This window comes from Acidobacteriota bacterium (assembly GCA_016195325.1).
Taxonomy (GTDB): domain Bacteria; phylum Acidobacteriota; class Polarisedimenticolia; order JACPZX01; family JACPZX01; genus JACPZX01.
Window position 1 is genome coordinate 12,489 of sequence record JACPZX010000036.1, and the last position, 16,535, is coordinate 29,023.

Here is a 16,535-nt window from a genome sequence, read left to right on the forward strand (position 1 = left end):
GTCAATCCTCAAGCAGGTTGCCTCCGAAGATCGGCTTGCCGGCGAGAGCGATGGTGAAGCCGTAGACGGCGAGCGCCGCGACGGTGAGGGGGACCAGCGTCGACATACCCGCGTACCACGCGTGCCAGTTGGACGGGAGCGGAAGCTCGTTGAGCCATCGCGAGACCATCATCGCCACCGTGGCCGCGAGGAACCCGTGCCGCATCATCGTGAACGTGAAGAGCCCCACCGCGGCGGATGCGAAGAGCGCCGCGAGGGGCAGGAGATCGTTGCCCAGCACGACTTGCATCGAGATGATGAGCGAGAGACCGACGGCCGCCAGCCACTCGCGCCTCAGAAAGACCCGCAGCAGGAAGAGGATGAAGAGCACCCCCATGGCGATGACGACGCTGTGGACCATGAAGTCGAGCAGGATCGCGACGAGAAAACCGGGCCCCGTCAGGGCGTTGAAGTCCGGGGTGTTGGGCGTGCCGAGCGGTCGACCCATCCACGACGGCGCCAGGGACGCCAGCTGGAACAGAAGAGCCAGTGTCACGCCGACGAGAGACCCGGTGAGTAGATCCCGGCCCAGGAGTGGATCGCGCACTCTCCCTCCCAGAAGGCGCGTCCACGAGATGAGGGCGTCGGGCCATCTCCTGCGAACGTACGGCTCGAGCGCCAGGTACGAGAGCCAGAGCGTCACGGCATAGTAGAGGGTCCACCCGCTCGTCCGCTGGAGCATCCCCCATTCCTCGGGAAGATTGCCCGTGTGGTTTGCCATGATGGCCCAGACGACGAAGTGAACGAGAAGGAATCCGAGGCCGACCCTGAAGGCCCCCGAGCGATCTCCCCTGCCGGCCTTCAGATTGCGACGCGCGAGAAAGATTGCGGCGATGAGCGGCACGAGCTGGATCAGGACCTCGACGTTGCCGGACAAGGACATCGCGCTCGGCGGAGGATCGATCGAGTCCGAGATGGGCCTCGACCAGGGCCCCATCGTCAGGAAGTAGTTGGGCCGGCCGTGCCACCCACCCGCCTCGAGACGGATCTTCGTCTCCGGATGCCCGGGGAGCGGTCCCTCCCACGCGGCGCGCGCGTCGCAGTAGACGGGCGGCGTCCAGATCGAGTCGACGCGGGTGAAGGCCTTCATGTCGATCCCCGATTCCGCGAAGAGGACCGACCAGTCCGGCTCCACGCCGGGCGCCGCGTTCGGATCGCTCATGGACGGGGGCACTTCGACGAAGCCGATCAGGCCACCGGCCGGGTCGAGGCCCACCAGCGCCATCCCGGGGACGTCCAGGGGAGGATCGAAGGGCTCCACCACGCTGATCGTCTTCTTTCCGATGATGGGACGCGGGCTCTCGCGGTACCAGAAGAAGAGAGACGGAGGGCGCGCGGAGGCGAGTCGAGCCCATCGCGTGGGGGAGGGATCGTTCTTCGCCACCCACTGCAGATAGTCCCCGTCGGGATTGAAGCCCCGCGCGCTGTCGACGGCCGGCGCAACGTGTCCGAGCCTGTGCAGGACCTCCCTCGCTCTCTCGGAGAGAGCCTCGGGAGATTTCGCGAGGGTGATGCGATCGAGCAGCGACGTCTTCCCCGTCAGGACCACGACCAGCGCGACAAGGCCCAGCGTCGAGACGAGGAGCGCCCAGGCGATCGCCGGCTTCAGCCCGCCGACGTCGCCCGCCGCCGCGACCATCTCGGGGGACGGCGTCTCCCCCGCCGCGAGCGCCGCCCTCAGCGGGTCGCCTCCCGGGAGCGACGCCGCGACGGCGATCGCCGACGCCGGTCGCGCCTTCGGATCCTTCTCGAGGCACCTCAGGATCGCCCGCTCGACCGCCGGATCGAGATCCTTCACGCGCGACGAGAGGGAGCCCGGCGTCGCCTGCTCCCGCTTGCGCGCCATCTCCGCCACGGAGTCGGCCTTATAGGGGTGCGTGCCGGCGAACATCTCGTAGAGGACGAGGCCCAGGGCGTAGATGTCGCTCTTCGCCGACACCTCGCGCCCCTCGAGCTGCTCCGGCGCCATGTACGCCGGAGTCCCCGCGCGAATCTCCCCCTCCTTGAACCCGCCCGCGAGGCCGGCGAGGCCGAAGTCGGTGAGGCGCACCTTGCCGCGCCCGTCGATCATCACGTTCGCCGGCTTGAGATCTCGGTGGAGCACGCCGCGGTCGTGCGCCGCCGCGAGCCCCGCGCAGATCTGGCGGCTGACCTCGATCGCCTTGTCCTGCGGCAGGTGGCCGATGCGGCGCAGGAGCGACGCGAGGTCCTCCCCGTCGACGTACTCCATCGAGAGGTAGTGCTGCCCCTCCACCTCGCCGACGTCGTAGACGCGACAGACGTTCGGGTGCGACACCTGCCGCGCGATCTTCACCTCGTTGAGAAACCGGTTGAGCCTCACGGGGTCGCTCGCGAACGCCTCGGGAAGGAACTTCAGCGCGACCGGCTGGCCGAGCTTCAGATCGTCGGCGCGATAGACCTCCCCCATCCCCCCCTTGCCGAGGAGGCCGATGATCCGGTACCGCCCGGCGAGGAGAGTCCCGGGGATGAATCGCGCGTCGTCGAGCGCCCCGGAGGAGACGCCAAGGTCCCTGAGCGAGGTCCGCGTCGGCGCGACCGACGTGGCCTCGAGGCCGGCCCCGCACGTCGAGCAGAAGCGGCTCGCGTCCTTGATCTCGCTGGCGCAGGATGGGCAGGTCATCGAGCCGGCGTCACGCCTTCATGGAGCACAGATCGAGGGCGAGGTTCGCGAGGCGACCTGCGAAGGTCACGAGCTGATCGACCTCCACCTCTTCGTTGGGCTGGTGGTACGTCGCCTCGTTGCCGCACGACCACCCCACCGCCTCGATGCCCAGGGCGTGGATGAGGTCCTTCGCGAAGGTGCCACCGCCGCTCCCGGTGATCTTCGCGTCAGGAGCGTGCTTCCGGATCATCCGGACGATGGGGGCGTCGGGCTTCACCTCGCAGGGGCCCACGCTCTGGAAGATCTCGACCTTGAACGAGGCCCCCGGCGTCGCGCCCGAGCGCTGGACGCTGTCGGCGAGCCCCTGGATCTCGGCCCGGATCCCCTCGGCGCTCTGCCCCGGCAGGAAGCGGATGTCGAGCGTCGCCTCGCAGTCGGCGGCGACGGCGTTCGGCGCGACGCCACCCTTCACCAGCCCGAGGTTGATCGTGGGCCCGTCGTGGAAGGCCGCGTGGGGCGCGTGGCTGAGCGTGTGCTTCTCGAGAGCGGTCAGGAAGTGCGCCATGGCGTGGACGGCGTTGATCCCCTTCTTCGGCTCCATCGCGTGCGCCTGCTTCCCGTGAGAGTGCACCTTGAGGATCACCCGCCCCTTCTCGGCGATGTTGATCTCCTTCATGTCCCCCGCGATGTCGGGGATGATGGCGTCGGTGCACTTGATGACCTTCTTCTTGATGAGGAAGTCGAGGCCGACGCCGACGCCGACCTCCTCGTCGCCGACCGCGCCGAAGATGAAGCCAGGAGGTTCTCGCGCCCCTTCACCTTCGCGTAGGTCTTGTACGGGATCTTCAGCTTCTTCAGCTCCGCGGCGAGGATCTTCACGACCTTTCCCTCGTGCCCCGGCATCGCCATGCCGTCGGGCCCCCCCTGCGGGTAGTCGGCCTCGAAGTAGTCCACCGTCCGCTCGCGGCAGATGCGGAGCGTCAGGTCGACGATGAACTTGCGGAGATCCTTCGCCCTCCCGAGGACGGCGGCGGGATCGGCGCTGGCGGATGGGACTCTCTTCGGGGTCGGCATCTTGAAGCTCCTTGGACTCTGGTCGCGGGTCGAATCAACCGTAGCTGAGATCGGGGTGGAGAAGCACGAGAAGCAGCGAAAACGCCGGCGGGTAGACGTAGTCGAAGAGGCGCCACGCCAGCATCAGGCCGACGATCGACATCATCGGGTTGCGCGCCACCCCCTCGAGCGCCTTCCCGACGGATCCGGGGAGGAGCCCCGAGACGACGCCGCTCCCGTCGAGCGGAGGAAGCGGGATCAGGTTGAAGAGAAAGAGGAGCACGTTGAGGTTCAGCGCGACCGAGAGGCTCACGCAGAGAGGGTACAGCCACGAGCCCGCCTCGGTCCCCGCGGCGGGGGTGACGAGGGTGTCGAAGCCCACGCGCCCCGGCGCCGTGAAGACTCCGGCCCCGAGCAACACCTTGAGGATGAAGAAGACCACCGAGGCGAGGAGGAGGTTGGCCCCGGGTCCGGCGGCCGACATCGCCGCGAGGCGCTTCGGGTGCCGCCTCCCCCACTCGGGATCGTAGGGCGCCGAGGCCCACCCCATCATCCACCCGGAGGTCACGAAGGTCAGGATCTGGACGACGATCGTTCCGAACGGCTCGCGGCGGATGTGCGGCCAGGGGTTGAGCGTCACCTGCCCGCCGCGGTAGGCGGTGTCGTCGCCGCCGATCCACGCGACCAGCGCGTGCCCCGCCTCATGGAGCGTCAGCGTGAAGAGGAAGACGATGTACCAGATCCCGAACTCGCCGACGCGCGCAACGCCCCCCATGCGGCGCATTCTAGCCCGGATTTCGAATACCCTGACCAGCCTGTCGGCGCCGTTGGCGGAGGAGACGAGAATGCACAGGATCGCTTCGGTCGTGGCCCTTGGAGGGACGATCATCATGCTCACCGGATCGGCGGCTGCGGCGCCCCCTGCGCCCGTGGGGGACGTCGCGTCGTTCCGCGCGATGGCCCACGCCTACTACGCCTGGGCGATCGAGGATCAGCCGACGTACGCCTCGGACCAGGGGCTCCACACGTGGGACGCGCGGCTCACCGACTATGCGCCCGCCGCCGTCGCGGCGCGCGAGGAGAGGGCGCGCGCGGCGATGGCCGCGATCGCGGGGATTGACGCGAAGGCCGGCGGCTGGAGCGCCACGGATCAGATCGCCCTCGCGCTCTTCCGATCGGACATCGAGGGATCGATCTTCGGCGCGGAGGTGCTGCGGGCCCATCGCCGCGATCCCGGCCTCTACGTGAACGAGTGCAGCAACGCGATCTTCTCCCTCATCAAGAAGGAGTACGCGCCGAAGGCGGACCGCGCGCGCGCGGCGACGGCGCGCCTCAGGGCGATGCCGGCGCTCCTCGATCAGGGTCTCCTCAACCTCACCGAGCCCGTGCCGATCCTGGCGAGCTTCGCCGTCCAGTCGGTCGCCGGGATCGGGCCCCTCTTCACCGAGAGCCTCATGGCCCTCGCGGAGACGGAAAGCCGCAACCCCCGCTCCCCCGCGCTGACCGCCGCCGAGAGGGAGGATCTCGTCCGCGCCCGCGACGCCGCCCTCGCCGCCCTGCGCTCCTTCGCCGCGAAGATCGAGGCCCGGCGCCCCTCGATGTCGGCCCCCCTCGCCGTCGGCAAGGCGGCGTACAACAGGATGCTCTCGCGCGTGCTCCTCCTCCCCGTCGACGCCGACTTCGTGGCCTCGCTGGGGCAGATCGAGTTGGCGCGCGCGAAGGCGATGGAGTCGTGGCTCCCGGACCCGAACCTGGCCGACGTGAAGGTGTCGACCTCGGGGGCGAGCGTGCCGAAGAGTCAGGCGGAATTCCTCGCCCGCTACGAGGCGCGCACCGCGGATCTCCTCGCGCACATCCGGAAGCGCGACCTCTTCACCGTCCCTTCGAATATCGGCGCGTTCCGAATCCTCGAGCTCCCCGCGGCCTTCAAGCCGACGTCACCGGGAGGCTTCATGAACCCGCCCGGGATCTTCGACGACGATCCCACCGGCTTCTTCTTCATCCCGACGTACGACCCGAACTCGCCGAATTTCTACATCCGCGCCGCGATCACCGACCCGAGGCCCATCCTCGGGCACGAGGGGGTGGCCGGCCACTTCCTGCAGCTCTCGATCGCGCGGAAGAACGCCGACGAGATCCGCCGGCTCCACCAGGACGGCGTCTTCCAGGAGGGATGGGCCTTCTACGGCGAGGAGCTGATGCTGCGCACAGGCCTCTACGACGATTCACCGGGGGGCTTCGCGCAGGTGCTGAGGCTGATGCGCTACCGCGCCGCGCGCGTCACCGTGGACGTGAAGCTCCACACCGGCGAGTGGACCTTCGATCAGGCCGTCGACTACTTCATGAAGGAAGGGGGGCTCGATCGCGAGTCGGCGACCGGCGAGGCGGCCGGGGCCGCCGCGACGCCGGGGCAGAAGATCCACTACACCCTCGGCAAGTGGCAGATTGAGAGGCTCCTGGGCCGCACCCGGGACGCGAAGGGCGCGGCCTTCTCGCTGCGCGCATTCCACGACGAGCTGCTCTCGCAGGCGAGCATCCCGCTCTCTCTCGCCGAATGGGGGATGCTCGGGGACGACTCGGGGTATCGGGAGGCGGTGAGGCTGGGCGAGGGGCGCTAGTCGGGATAAAATGGGGCAAAATGTCCCATTGACAGCCTCGAAGAAAGCGGGCAGGATATTCCCTGTGAATGAGCCGCCCGCTCATTGACCCCGAGTCCTCACATTTCGCCCCAACGTAACGGATCCGCCCGATTCAACCCGCCCATTGCGAGCCCCGAGCTCGCATCCAGGAGGTCCATCGTGCGACGCAAATTTCTCGCGAACGGAATGGCGTTCTTTGGTCTGGCCGTCCTGTCATCTCTTCTCGCGGCGCCGGCCTGGGCCACGACCTGCCCCTCGGGCTCGACGCTTCTCGCCGACCCCTGGTGCCATCTGGACGTCGGGGGACCCTTCACCGTTCCGGGAAGCGCGACATACTCTTCGGGCACTTTCACCGTCAATGGCACGGGGACGAACATCTATCAGTACGCCGACGGATTCCACTACGTGTTCCAGTCGTACACCGGCGATTTCGAGTTCGTCACCAAGTTCGAGAGCCTCAGCCAGCCACTCTACTCCGAGCCGCTGGGCGGCGTCATGGTCCGGGAGAGCGTCGCCGCGGATTCGAGGTTTGTGTTCGCGTACCAGGTACCCGCGGGGACCGGTCCGGGCTCCGGGGCGAAAGTCGGCGTGGAATTCCGATCTCTGAACGGCGGATACACCGAGAACGGACTCAACCTGCAGGGGTTGTCCTTTGGCAGGTTTCTGAGGTATGTGCGGGTCAAGGATGAGATCACACTCTACGTCTCCTCCGACGGCGTCACCTGGACCTGGATCGACGGCGTCAACCTGATCAACCTCCCCAGCACGGTCCTCGTCGGCATGGCGGTCGTCTCCGAGGACGCCAACAACATTTCGACGGGCATCTTCACCAACGTCAGCCTCAAACCGCCGACCCTCCCTTACCAGACCTCCTGGATCGCCAACACCCTTCCCGGAGCCCTGAGATCGGTGCAGCAGAACACGCAGGGGATGTACGTCGACCCCGCGAACGGGAAGATGTTCCTCGACACCTTCTGGGACGAGGCGGCAGAAGAGGCGAGCATGTACGACACGAACGGCTCGATCCTCGGCACGCTGACCGAAACGCACGCCTGGAGTCGCTATGGCGGCAGCGCGGTCACGTCGGACGGGACGTACGCCTACCTCGGAATGGAGCAGCACCATCTCGACGGGCAACCGGCCGGCGGGTATCCCGACGCGAACGAAGTGTGGTACTGCGTGCGCCGATACGCCGTCGACGGCAAGCCGGCCCCATTCACCGGTCCCAACATCGACCCGAACACCAATCCGGGCACCGCAGGCGGCTACGATGGCAGCCTGAAGATCGTGAGCAGGGTGACGGATCACGTCATCCGTGGCCTGTCCATCGACGCCGGCACCCGGGAGCTTTACGTCAGCGACACGATGGCGAACACCATCAACGTCTACAACGCCAACTCGGGCATGACGATGAACCTCCTCAGAAGCTTCCCCGTCGCATCCCCGTACAGCCATCCGCGCGGGAGCGCCATCGACTCGAACCACAACCTCTGGTTGATCGCCGACGCCAACGGAGTACCGGCAATCGTCCATTACGGCCCCAATGGCAACTGGCTGGGGCCTGACATTGCGCCTTCCGGATGGGATCCCAGCGCCATCACTGTGGACGGAACCGGAGTTCTCTGGGTCGCGGACAAGGGCCCCGACATGCAGATCAAGAAGTTCAACTCGAGCGGCACCCAGATCGGAACCTTCGGGAACCAGGGAGGCGTCTTTTCAGGGACGAAGGGGCTCGTGGGGCCCCTCAAGCTCAACACGCCCGTCGGTGTCGGCGTGGACTATTCGGGAAACGTCTGGGTGGCCGGCGACCTGGGCGGCAGAAAAGCTCCCGGAGGCACGGAGCTGCGCAAGTTCGACTCGTCGGGCAACTTGCTCTGGGAGCGGTACGGGCTGGTCTTCCGGGACGCCGCCGGAGTCGATCCGACGACCGACGGGAAGGACCTCTACACGGTGCAGCAGCACTTCACGATGGATTACAGCAAGCCCACAGGCCAGCAGTGGACGTACAAGGGCGTGACGCTGGACCCGAACTACCACGATGACCTTCGACTGCAGTACCCGAACTCCGGAGGCCTCGGCGGGACCTTCATCCGCTACAAGAACGGCAGCAAGTTCATGTTCGTCACGACCGAGTTCGGAGTTTATCTCGGGATCTACCGGTTCGCCGCAAACAGCGAGATTGCCATTCCATCCGGATTGATGACCCGACAGACGTATAACCTTCAATGGCCAGCGAATTTCCCCGGGGGGGCGGCTCGCCTGATCTGGCGGGATATCGACGGGAACGGCAGTATCGATCCCAATAACACCGAGTACATCACGGACAGCCCGTCCCAGTACAGCCTTTACGGCTGGTACGTGGACGCCAACATGGACGTCTGGACCACGAATTCCGATCCGAACCAGCCCAATCCGATTTCGGAGCCCCTCGTTCGCCGCTATCGCTGCCTGGGCCTCGACACGGCGGGAAATCCGAAATACGACGGGACAAACATCGACGATTACGCCTACGCGAGCTTCAACTCCGACCCGGATCCGAACTACGCGATTACCCAGGTGAACCACGCGATCTACATTCCGGCCACCGACACGATGTACCTTGGCTTGTATTCCAAGAAGAACGACTACCTGCCGGGCTCCGCCGAGTTCGCAATCATCGGCCACGAGCTGCGCCGGTACAACAACTGGGTCAACGGCCCGCGGACCATCGCGTGGAAGACGGTCATCCCTTATGGAGGCACTTACCACTCCGCTCACTCGATGGACGTCGCGGGAAACAGGGTCTACGTCGTGATGATGGACACGGCCGAGACCTTCGCGTACGACACCGCGACCGGGGCGCTCATCAAGACCTTCACCCCCGGCCCCGAGATCGGCGGCGAAGCTCCGTTTGTCGACGTTCCGGAGGGGCTCACCGCGTTCCAGAGGGGTAACGGCGACTACCTGGTCTTCGTCCAGGACGATCTGGACGCCAAGAATATTCTCTACCAGGAGCCGACGGCGCCGCTCTATTACAACGCCTTCGGCGGGGCGACGTCGCCGTTCACTGTCAGCAACAACACCGGCGGGAGCACGACGGTCGTGAGCATCGGCGGCAACAACGCCGTCCAGTTCCAGGACACGACGGGGAACAACAATAAGAACACGGCGAGCCTTTTCACCCTCCACATCACATCGGATCCGCTCCTGACTCGATTCAACGACGTCTACAGGAACGGGACGCTGCCCGTTTCGTTCGATCTCTCCTTCACCCTGGAGCGTACTCTCGCGAGCAGCAGGCCTCTGTCCGGAGGGATAACCGGAGCTCTTCAACTCAACAAGTCAGCCGGCGGCAGCATCCAGATCACGGGAAGCCCTGAGCCGAGCATTTACGGCACTCTCGCGTACTCGCACGATGAGACGGCGCCCAACCAGTACCTCGAGAGAGCAGACCGTTTCGTCATCGCCACGTATCGATTCACGATCACTCCGAACGGCATTCAGAACTACCTCAGCAGCGTGGACTTTCGCTTCCAGGCCCAGGTCGACGCGACGCCCAACGGCCAGCCGGCCACGACCCCGGAGGCCTACCTCGTCGACGACCTGACGATCACGGAGGTTCGGCCGTAGTTCGTCGCCGATCACGGTGAGAAGGGCGCGGAGGAATCCACTCCTCCGCGCCCGCCATCGGCCCGACGTCTCACTCCCGAATCTGCACACGGGGGCACAGACCTGCGTCCAGGCGGTCGCATGCTTCATGAGGGAAGGGGGATTCGGCGGACCGTGAGGCGCCGATGCTCGGGGGAACCGGCGACTAGCTCGAGCGCTTGCGGCCGACGGACCGTCGTGGCACGCGCGCGCGAGTGCGCCGCAGCTTGATCTTGCTCGCGGGAATCCAGACCACCTTGCCGCGCCGCCATTCACAGACGGGCAATCCAAGTTTCTTGTGCAGTCGCAGCGCGTCCTCGACTCCCTGGCGGAGCGCCGCGTCGATCAGCGTCCCGTCCTCGAAGATCCGCCCGATGTCGAACCCCTTATCTCGCTTCACGCGTGGCCCCCTCACGAAACCTCCCCCATGTTCGTCGATCGACGACTCTACGGACGGCTGACCCCCGACCGCTGGCAATGAGCCGGGGACCTGCGGCCAGCGAATTATCGTAGACGCGCCACTTCGACGCCAGCGGCTGGTAGAGCGTGAAGAAGTTCGAGAGTCCCGCTCGGTATCGCCGCCTGATGACATCCTCGGCCACGCGGTGCCCCCCGTGGCGCGCGCGACCCGCCACGCGGCTTACCGCGAGGTCGTCATCCGGAAGCCACAAGAACAGCAGGTGGAACGCGTAGCCGCTCGCCTTGAGGCGTGAAATCCACGGTGCGAACGATCGGCTCGCCAGCGTCGTCTCGAACGCGAAGCTGGCACGCTGCCGCGCCAACTCGCGCAGACGTCCCAGCATGATGCGTCCGGCGGCGAGAGAGACCTCCTCCGGCTGAAAGGCCGAGAGTCCGCGCGCCACCACATCCGCGTTGACGAACTCCTTCACGCGGAGGGCACCTGTCAACAATCTGGGAGCCAGCGTCGACTTCCCGGCCCCATTGGGCCCGCAGATCAAGACGATGTGGGGGCTGTCGGGACGCATCGCGTCAACGATACCACGCGCATCCGCCGGCGCGAGACGGCGGCCCGCCGGTGCTAGAATCGCCGGTCGTTCCAACCCCCCAAGGAGGCCCCGATGCCGGCGAGAACTCTGCGCGCTCTTCTCTTCCTGGTGTTCCTCATCTCCCCTGTCACGGCCCGCGCCGCGGCCACCAACCCCCCCGACGGCTTCTACCGCTACCCGTCCATCGCGAAGGGAGTGATCGTCTTCGCGTCGGAGGGAGATCTGTGGAAGGTACCCGCGGCGGGAGGATCGGCGCAGCGTCTCACCGCGTACGAGGGGGAGGAGAAGTTCCCGCACATCTCGCCGGACGGCCGCCTCATCGCCTTCACCGCGCAGTACGACGGGAACGACGACGTCTACGTCATCTCCGCCGACGGCGGCGAGCCGGTGCGCCTCACCTACCACCCCGCGCAGGACGTCGTCATCGGCTGGACCGCCGACGGGAAGGTCCTCTTCCGCAGCCGCCGCGACACGCCGCACAACGACAACCGCGTCTACAAGATCTCACCGGAAGGCGGCATCCCGGAGATGATCCCCCTCGAGCCGGCGGCGTGGATCTCCTGGGAGCCGGGGGGCAAGCGCCTGGCGTTCGAGAAGATGGGGCTCGAGTTTCACAACTGGAAGCGGTACAAGGGGGGCCAGGCCGAGCAGATCCTCGTCGGGACGCTCGACCCTCTCTCCTTCAAGGAGGCGACGACCTACGACGGGAAGGACGCCTACCCGATGTGGGCGGGCGACGGCCGCATCTACTTCGTCACCGATCGCTGGGGGCGCCCGAACCTGGCCTCCATGAAGCCCGACGGCAGCGACATCAAGCGCCACACGACCTTCGACGACTACGACGTGCGCTGGCCGGCGATGGGCGACGGGATGATCGTCTACCAGCACAGGATGGATCTCTGGGTCCTCGACCTCGCCACGGGGAAGAACGAGCAGGTGCCGATCGCGCTGCCGAGCGATCGCCTCCAGGTCCACGAGCGGTTCGTCGATCCGATGGAGAACCTCCAGAGCTTCACGACCGCCGCGGACGGCGAGCGCCTCGCGATCGAAAGCCGCGGCGACGTCTTCGTGACGCGCACGCACCAGAAGGGTCTCATCCGCCGCATCACCGAGAACTCCCTCGCGCGGACGCGCGGCCCCGCCTTCTCCCCCGACGGCAAGTCGATCGCGGCGTGGACCGAGGTGGACGGCGAGGAGCAGCTCCTCCTCCACGCCGCCGACAACGGCTCGGCGCCGAAGCAGCTCGGGACGCAGGAGCCGGGATGGCACTTCCCGCCGATCTGGTCCCCCGACGGGAAGCATCTCGCGTGGGGCGACCAGAAGTACCGGCTCAACGTGGCGGACACGACGACCGGGGCCGTGACCATCGCCGACACCGGCGAGTCCGAGATCTCGAACTACCAGTGGTCCCCCGACAGCCGCTACCTCGCGTACGACGCCGCGATCTCGAACGAGTACAACCAGGTCCGCATCTGGGACAGCCAGACGAAGAAGGCGTACGACGTCAGCGATCCCTTCTTCAACGCCTTCTCCGCCACGTGGGACCCGAAGGGGAAATACCTCTACCTCCTCTCCGATCGCTGGTTCAACCCGTACCTCGATCGCAGCGAGGCCCGCTTCATCGCGCAGAAGTCGACGCTCCCGATCGTCGTCGCCCTGCAGTCCGACGGCAAGCTCCCCTTCGCCGCGCGCGGCGACTTGGATCCCCCGTCGGACGTCAAGAAGGACGACGAGAAGAAGGCGGCCGGAAAGGATGAGAAGGCCGACGCGAAGAAGGACGTGCCGGCCGAGCCGATCCGGATCGATTTCGACGGGATCATGGAGCGGACCGCCGAGGTCCCGGTGAGGCCCGGGATCTTCGTCGGGCTCCACGCGGTGGAGGGGAAGCTCCACTGGATCTCGTTCGAGCCCACCGGCATGACGCCGTGGGATCCGCCGGCAGGCGACGGGGACGACGAGGACGACGACCCGCGCGCGGGAAGCCTGATGACGTACGACATCACGAAGGCGAAGCTCGCGACGCTGGCGACGGGGATCCTCGGCTACGACGTCTCGATGAACGAAAAGGTCCTCGTCTACCGGACGAAGGGTGGCTTCTTCCGCGTCGAGGCGGGCGCGATGAGCGCCCCGAAGCGCGACAAGGATGACCCGGGGGCCGAGGACAACCGGATCGCCCTCTCCGGGTGGACGATCCGAATCGACCCGCGCGCCGAGTGGAAGCAGATGCTGCACGAAGCGTGGCGGCTCCAGCGCGACTTCTTCTACGACCCGAACATGCACGGCGTCGACTGGAACGGCGTCTGGAAGCAGTACGGCCCCCTGGGAGATCGTCTCGCGAGCCGCGACGATCTCGAGGACATCCTCGGCGAGATGATCGGCGAGCTCAGCGTCGGCCACACGTACCACGCTCCGGGCGATCTTCACCGCGGCCGGCCCGTCTCGACGGGTCTCCTCGCCGCCGATCTCGCGTACGACGCCGCGAGCGGCTTCTGGCAGATCAAGAAGATCTACAAGGGGGAGTACCCCGACCCGATCGTCTCGTCCCCGCTCGCCCGCCCCGACCTGAACGTGAAGCCCGGGATGTGGCTCGTCGCCGTTGACGGGAAGCCCCTCGTGAAGGGGGAGGACTACCTGCGCCGCCTCGCGAACCGCGCGGGGCAGGAGGTGGAGCTGTCCATCAACGACGCGGCGAAGCTCGAGGGGGCGCGGCGCGTCATCGTGAAGCCCGTCCCGGGCGACACGCGCATCCGGTACACGACGTGGGTCCACGAGAACCGCGAGTACGTCGACCGGATGAGCCACGGGCAGATCGGCTACTTCCACCTCTACGACATGGGAGGGTACGGGCTCTCGGAGTTCGCGCGCGATTTCCCGCCTCAGTGGAACAAGCGCGGGATGATCGTCGACGACCGGTGGAACCACGGCGGCTTCGTCGCGCCGATGATCATCGCCCACCTCGATCGCAAGAACTTCTCCGTCGCGGGAGTGCGCTACAGCAAGTTCCTCACGACGACCCCCGATCGCGCCTTCCACGGCTACATCGACGTCCTCATCAACCGGCAGGGGGGGTCCGACTGCGAGACGCTCGCGCAGGAGGCGAAGGACTTCGGGCTCGGCCCCGTCATCGGCACGCGCACGTGGGGCGGCTGGATCGGCATCCGCGGCAACAAGGTCTTCCGCGACGGCGGCCTGACGACGCAGCCGGAGTACGGCGGCTGGGATCCGCGCGGCAAGGGATGGCAGATCGAGGGGCACGGCGTCGACCCGGACGTCCCTCTGGAGCTGAGCCCCGACGGCTTCCTCGACGGGAAGGACGAGCAGCTCGACTACGCGATCGACGACATCCTGAAGAAGATCGCGAAGGACCCGAAGGATCTGCCGGCCGCCCCGCCGATCATCCCGCGGCCGCTCGTGCCGGTGAAGCCGTGATGGCTAGGAAATGGTGACCTCCCGTTGGGTGGGATTTCTCGATCAGAAGACGTGTTTGGCAGGTTGACCCTACTTGACGGCAGTATCTTGAAGGGTGTATCCCGAATGGGGCTCTCTCTGGGCCGAGCGGGAGCCGAAAGGCTGTCCCGTTCAGTCCTGACAAGCAGTCGAGCATGGGCCAGGTAGGGGTGCGCTTCGCTAAGTGGCGTTCCTGGCCCATCGTCGGGAAACGGTAGTCCCCTACCATGGTATGTACTACGTGCCACTGGACTGGCGATGACGCAGTCCCTCGGCCGGGAGGGCCCCAACCAATCCCGTGGAAGGTGCGATGCGCGACCTTGAGAGCTACTTTCGCGATTCGCGATTCGTGGGGCTCCTCTGCCGCAAACGGATCGAGAAGGCGAGGCAACATCGGCGCCTCCAGTTTGTCTCTGCGGCATCCGGTGCCACGCCCGACGCCGATGACGACGAACTCCTCAAGATTCTCCCCCCGCGAAATCGGTGGCCACGCCCAACGCGGCGAGAACGGATGAGTGCGGCGGATCCTGCCGCTGCTGTCGCAGGCGCACTGAAGCACCATGTCCTCCGCGTCATTTCGAGTTCTGTGCTTCCATACCGTTGGGCGCGCGAACTTCGGCGCCTAATTGATGAATGCCGCGGCGCAGCCCTGGCGTGGACACGAGCAGATCTCTACCGACCAGAGCGTCTGCTCGCCATTCCGAAAGCTCGCCCGGGACACCATGCAAAGTACAGAGTCCTCACCTCCTATGGACTTCGCGAGAGTCTCATCGGCAGCGCTTTTGCCGCCTACATGCGAGACCAAATTGAACCCGCTCTCGGACCTTGGTGCTACGCGTTCCGTCCCGCAGTTGGCGGCCGAGTACCCTCTCATCATGACGCTGTTGCGTCGCTCCGATCCTTCATTCAGGAGATCGGTGACAGGCGGCGGCTGTGGGTTGCCGAGTGTGATATCAGAGGCTTCTTCGACTCCGTCAGCCACATTGCCGCACGGGGCCAATTCTGCGAGTTGGTGACAAGAGCCGGATCGACGTGCGACCCACGTGCGTTGGCGTTCCTCGATTCATTTCTTGCCGGGTACGACTACGACTCTGCGCGCGCGATCGCACTTCGAGACTTGACGACGCGCAAGCACATCGACGTCCCGGAGATCTACGATGCGCGTGATACATTCAGGAAACACCACATCAAGCTACCGGCGGAGGAGCGTGTCGGAATTCCTCAGGGCGCTGCCCTCTCTTGCATTCTGGCGAACGCGGTGCTTGCGTCGGCCGACGAGTCCACAAGAACTCGCCTTAACTCGCACCGCCAGTCTTTCTACGCTAGGTACTGCGACGACATCCTGATCGTCAGCACGAATCGGCGAGCCTGCGCCTCAGCACTCGCTGCCTATTGTCGGACGCTCACCCGCCTGGGACTCCCGTTCCACCCGCTGCTCGACATCGATTCATACCGCGGCCGCGATGTGGACCGATTCTGGGGTGCGAAGTCGAAGCGACCCTACTCGTGGGGGCGCCCGGCTCGCAAAGAAGGGGTGCCTTGGGTTGGATTCGTTGGATATCAGCTCAAACGCGACGGAACCCTGAGAATACGACGCTCCTCAGTCGACAAGGAGCTACGGAAGATCCGCAAGGTCGTGGACGATGTGCTGGGGCAGATCGACGTCTTATCCGCTCACGCCAACGCGAACGGCCACAAGCATCGGATGCCTTCTCTTCGTTCACTACGCGAACGGCTGTTGCGTCACCTTGTATCGATTGGTGTGGGCCATCCACAACACTTTCGGATATGGCCGACGGATAAGGCGCTCTGCTGGTGCCGGGGTTTCCAACTGCTGAACGCAGGACCCGTGAATACTGAGATCTTGCGAAATCTTGATGAAGCGCGGAGCCACGCCGTTACAGTACTTGTCGCGCGGGTTCTCAGTCTCTCGCGGGTCCGTCCCGTTGAGATGTCGCCTAAGTCGCACCGCCAATCACGCAGCAGGTTCGTCCTTGGCTTCACCGGCAGACCACTCGCATACTTTAGCCAGTTTCCGCGACGACCGTCCACTGGGCACGCACCCTGACGTCGCAACTCCCCGCGCCAGCAACCCCGGAC

General features: G+C 66.0%; 9 protein-coding genes. 4 read left to right on the plus strand and 5 right to left on the minus strand.

The window, feature by feature from the left end:
- Position 1: 1 nt before the first annotated feature.
- The 3 genes from HY049_08355 to HY049_08365 are packed head-to-tail and all read right to left on the minus strand — an operon-like array spanning position 2 to position 4,490.
- Positions 2-2,680 carry a protein kinase gene (locus tag HY049_08355; GenBank protein MBI3448909.1) on the minus strand — a complete coding sequence of 893 codons (2,679 nt, stop codon included), beginning with the start codon at positions 2,678-2,680 and terminating at the stop codon, positions 2-4.
- Between the two features lie 10 nt (positions 2,681-2,690).
- Positions 2,691-3,713: a M20/M25/M40 family metallo-hydrolase gene (locus HY049_08360; GenBank protein ID MBI3448910.1), complete on the minus strand. Its 1,023-nt coding sequence runs from the start codon at positions 3,711-3,713 to the stop codon at positions 2,691-2,693.
- A 57-nt stretch (positions 3,714-3,770) separates the two neighbouring features.
- A complete protein-coding gene (locus HY049_08365) occupies positions 3,771-4,490 on the minus strand; it encodes a site-2 protease family protein (GenBank protein MBI3448911.1) in 720 nt (239 codons plus the stop codon).
- A gap of 70 nt (positions 4,491-4,560) precedes the next feature.
- On the opposite strand from HY049_08365, the gene HY049_08370 reads away from it, so the two are divergent.
- The gene (locus HY049_08370; GenBank protein MBI3448912.1) at positions 4,561-6,333 is read left to right on the plus strand and encodes a DUF885 domain-containing protein; all 1,773 of its coding nucleotides are present in this window, start codon (positions 4,561-4,563) and stop codon (positions 6,331-6,333) included.
- 180 nt (positions 6,334-6,513) lie between these two features.
- Positions 6,514-9,963, plus strand: coding sequence for a hypothetical protein (locus HY049_08375; protein ID MBI3448913.1), 3,450 nt, complete (start codon positions 6,514-6,516; stop codon positions 9,961-9,963).
- A 184-nt stretch (positions 9,964-10,147) separates the two neighbouring features.
- Here the strand turns inward: HY049_08375 and HY049_08380 are convergent, their stop codons facing one another.
- Entirely contained in the window at positions 10,148-10,357 is a 210-nt protein-coding gene (locus tag HY049_08380) for a hypothetical protein (protein ID MBI3448914.1), read from the minus strand.
- Positions 10,358-10,367: 10 nt separating this feature from the next.
- Entirely contained in the window at positions 10,368-11,042 is a 675-nt protein-coding gene (locus HY049_08385; protein ID MBI3448915.1) for an AAA family ATPase, read from the minus strand.
- Positions 11,043-11,060: 18 nt separating this feature from the next.
- Here HY049_08385 and HY049_08390 point away from each other — a divergent pair, with 18 nt between their 5' ends.
- The gene (locus HY049_08390; GenBank protein ID MBI3448916.1) at positions 11,061-14,417 is read left to right on the plus strand and encodes a PD40 domain-containing protein; all 3,357 of its coding nucleotides are present in this window, start codon (positions 11,061-11,063) and stop codon (positions 14,415-14,417) included.
- 1,066 nt (positions 14,418-15,483) lie between these two features.
- Complete coding sequence (locus HY049_08395) at positions 15,484-16,503, plus strand: hypothetical protein (GenBank protein ID MBI3448917.1); 1,020 nt, start codon at positions 15,484-15,486, stop codon at positions 16,501-16,503.
- Positions 16,504-16,535: the final 32 nt, after the last annotated feature.

Coding starts and splice junctions, on each gene's coding strand:
- HY049_08355 (MBI3448909.1), bottom strand. CDS start 2,680: ATGACCTGCCCATCCTGCGCCAGCGAGATCAAGGACGCGAGCCGCTTC.
- HY049_08365 (MBI3448911.1), bottom strand. CDS start 4,490: ATGGGGGGCGTTGCGCGCGTCGGCGAGTTCGGGATCTGGTACATCGTC.
- HY049_08370 (MBI3448912.1), top strand. CDS start 4,561: ATGCACAGGATCGCTTCGGTCGTGGCCCTTGGAGGGACGATCATCATG.
- HY049_08390 (MBI3448916.1), top strand. CDS start 11,061: ATGCCGGCGAGAACTCTGCGCGCTCTTCTCTTCCTGGTGTTCCTCATC.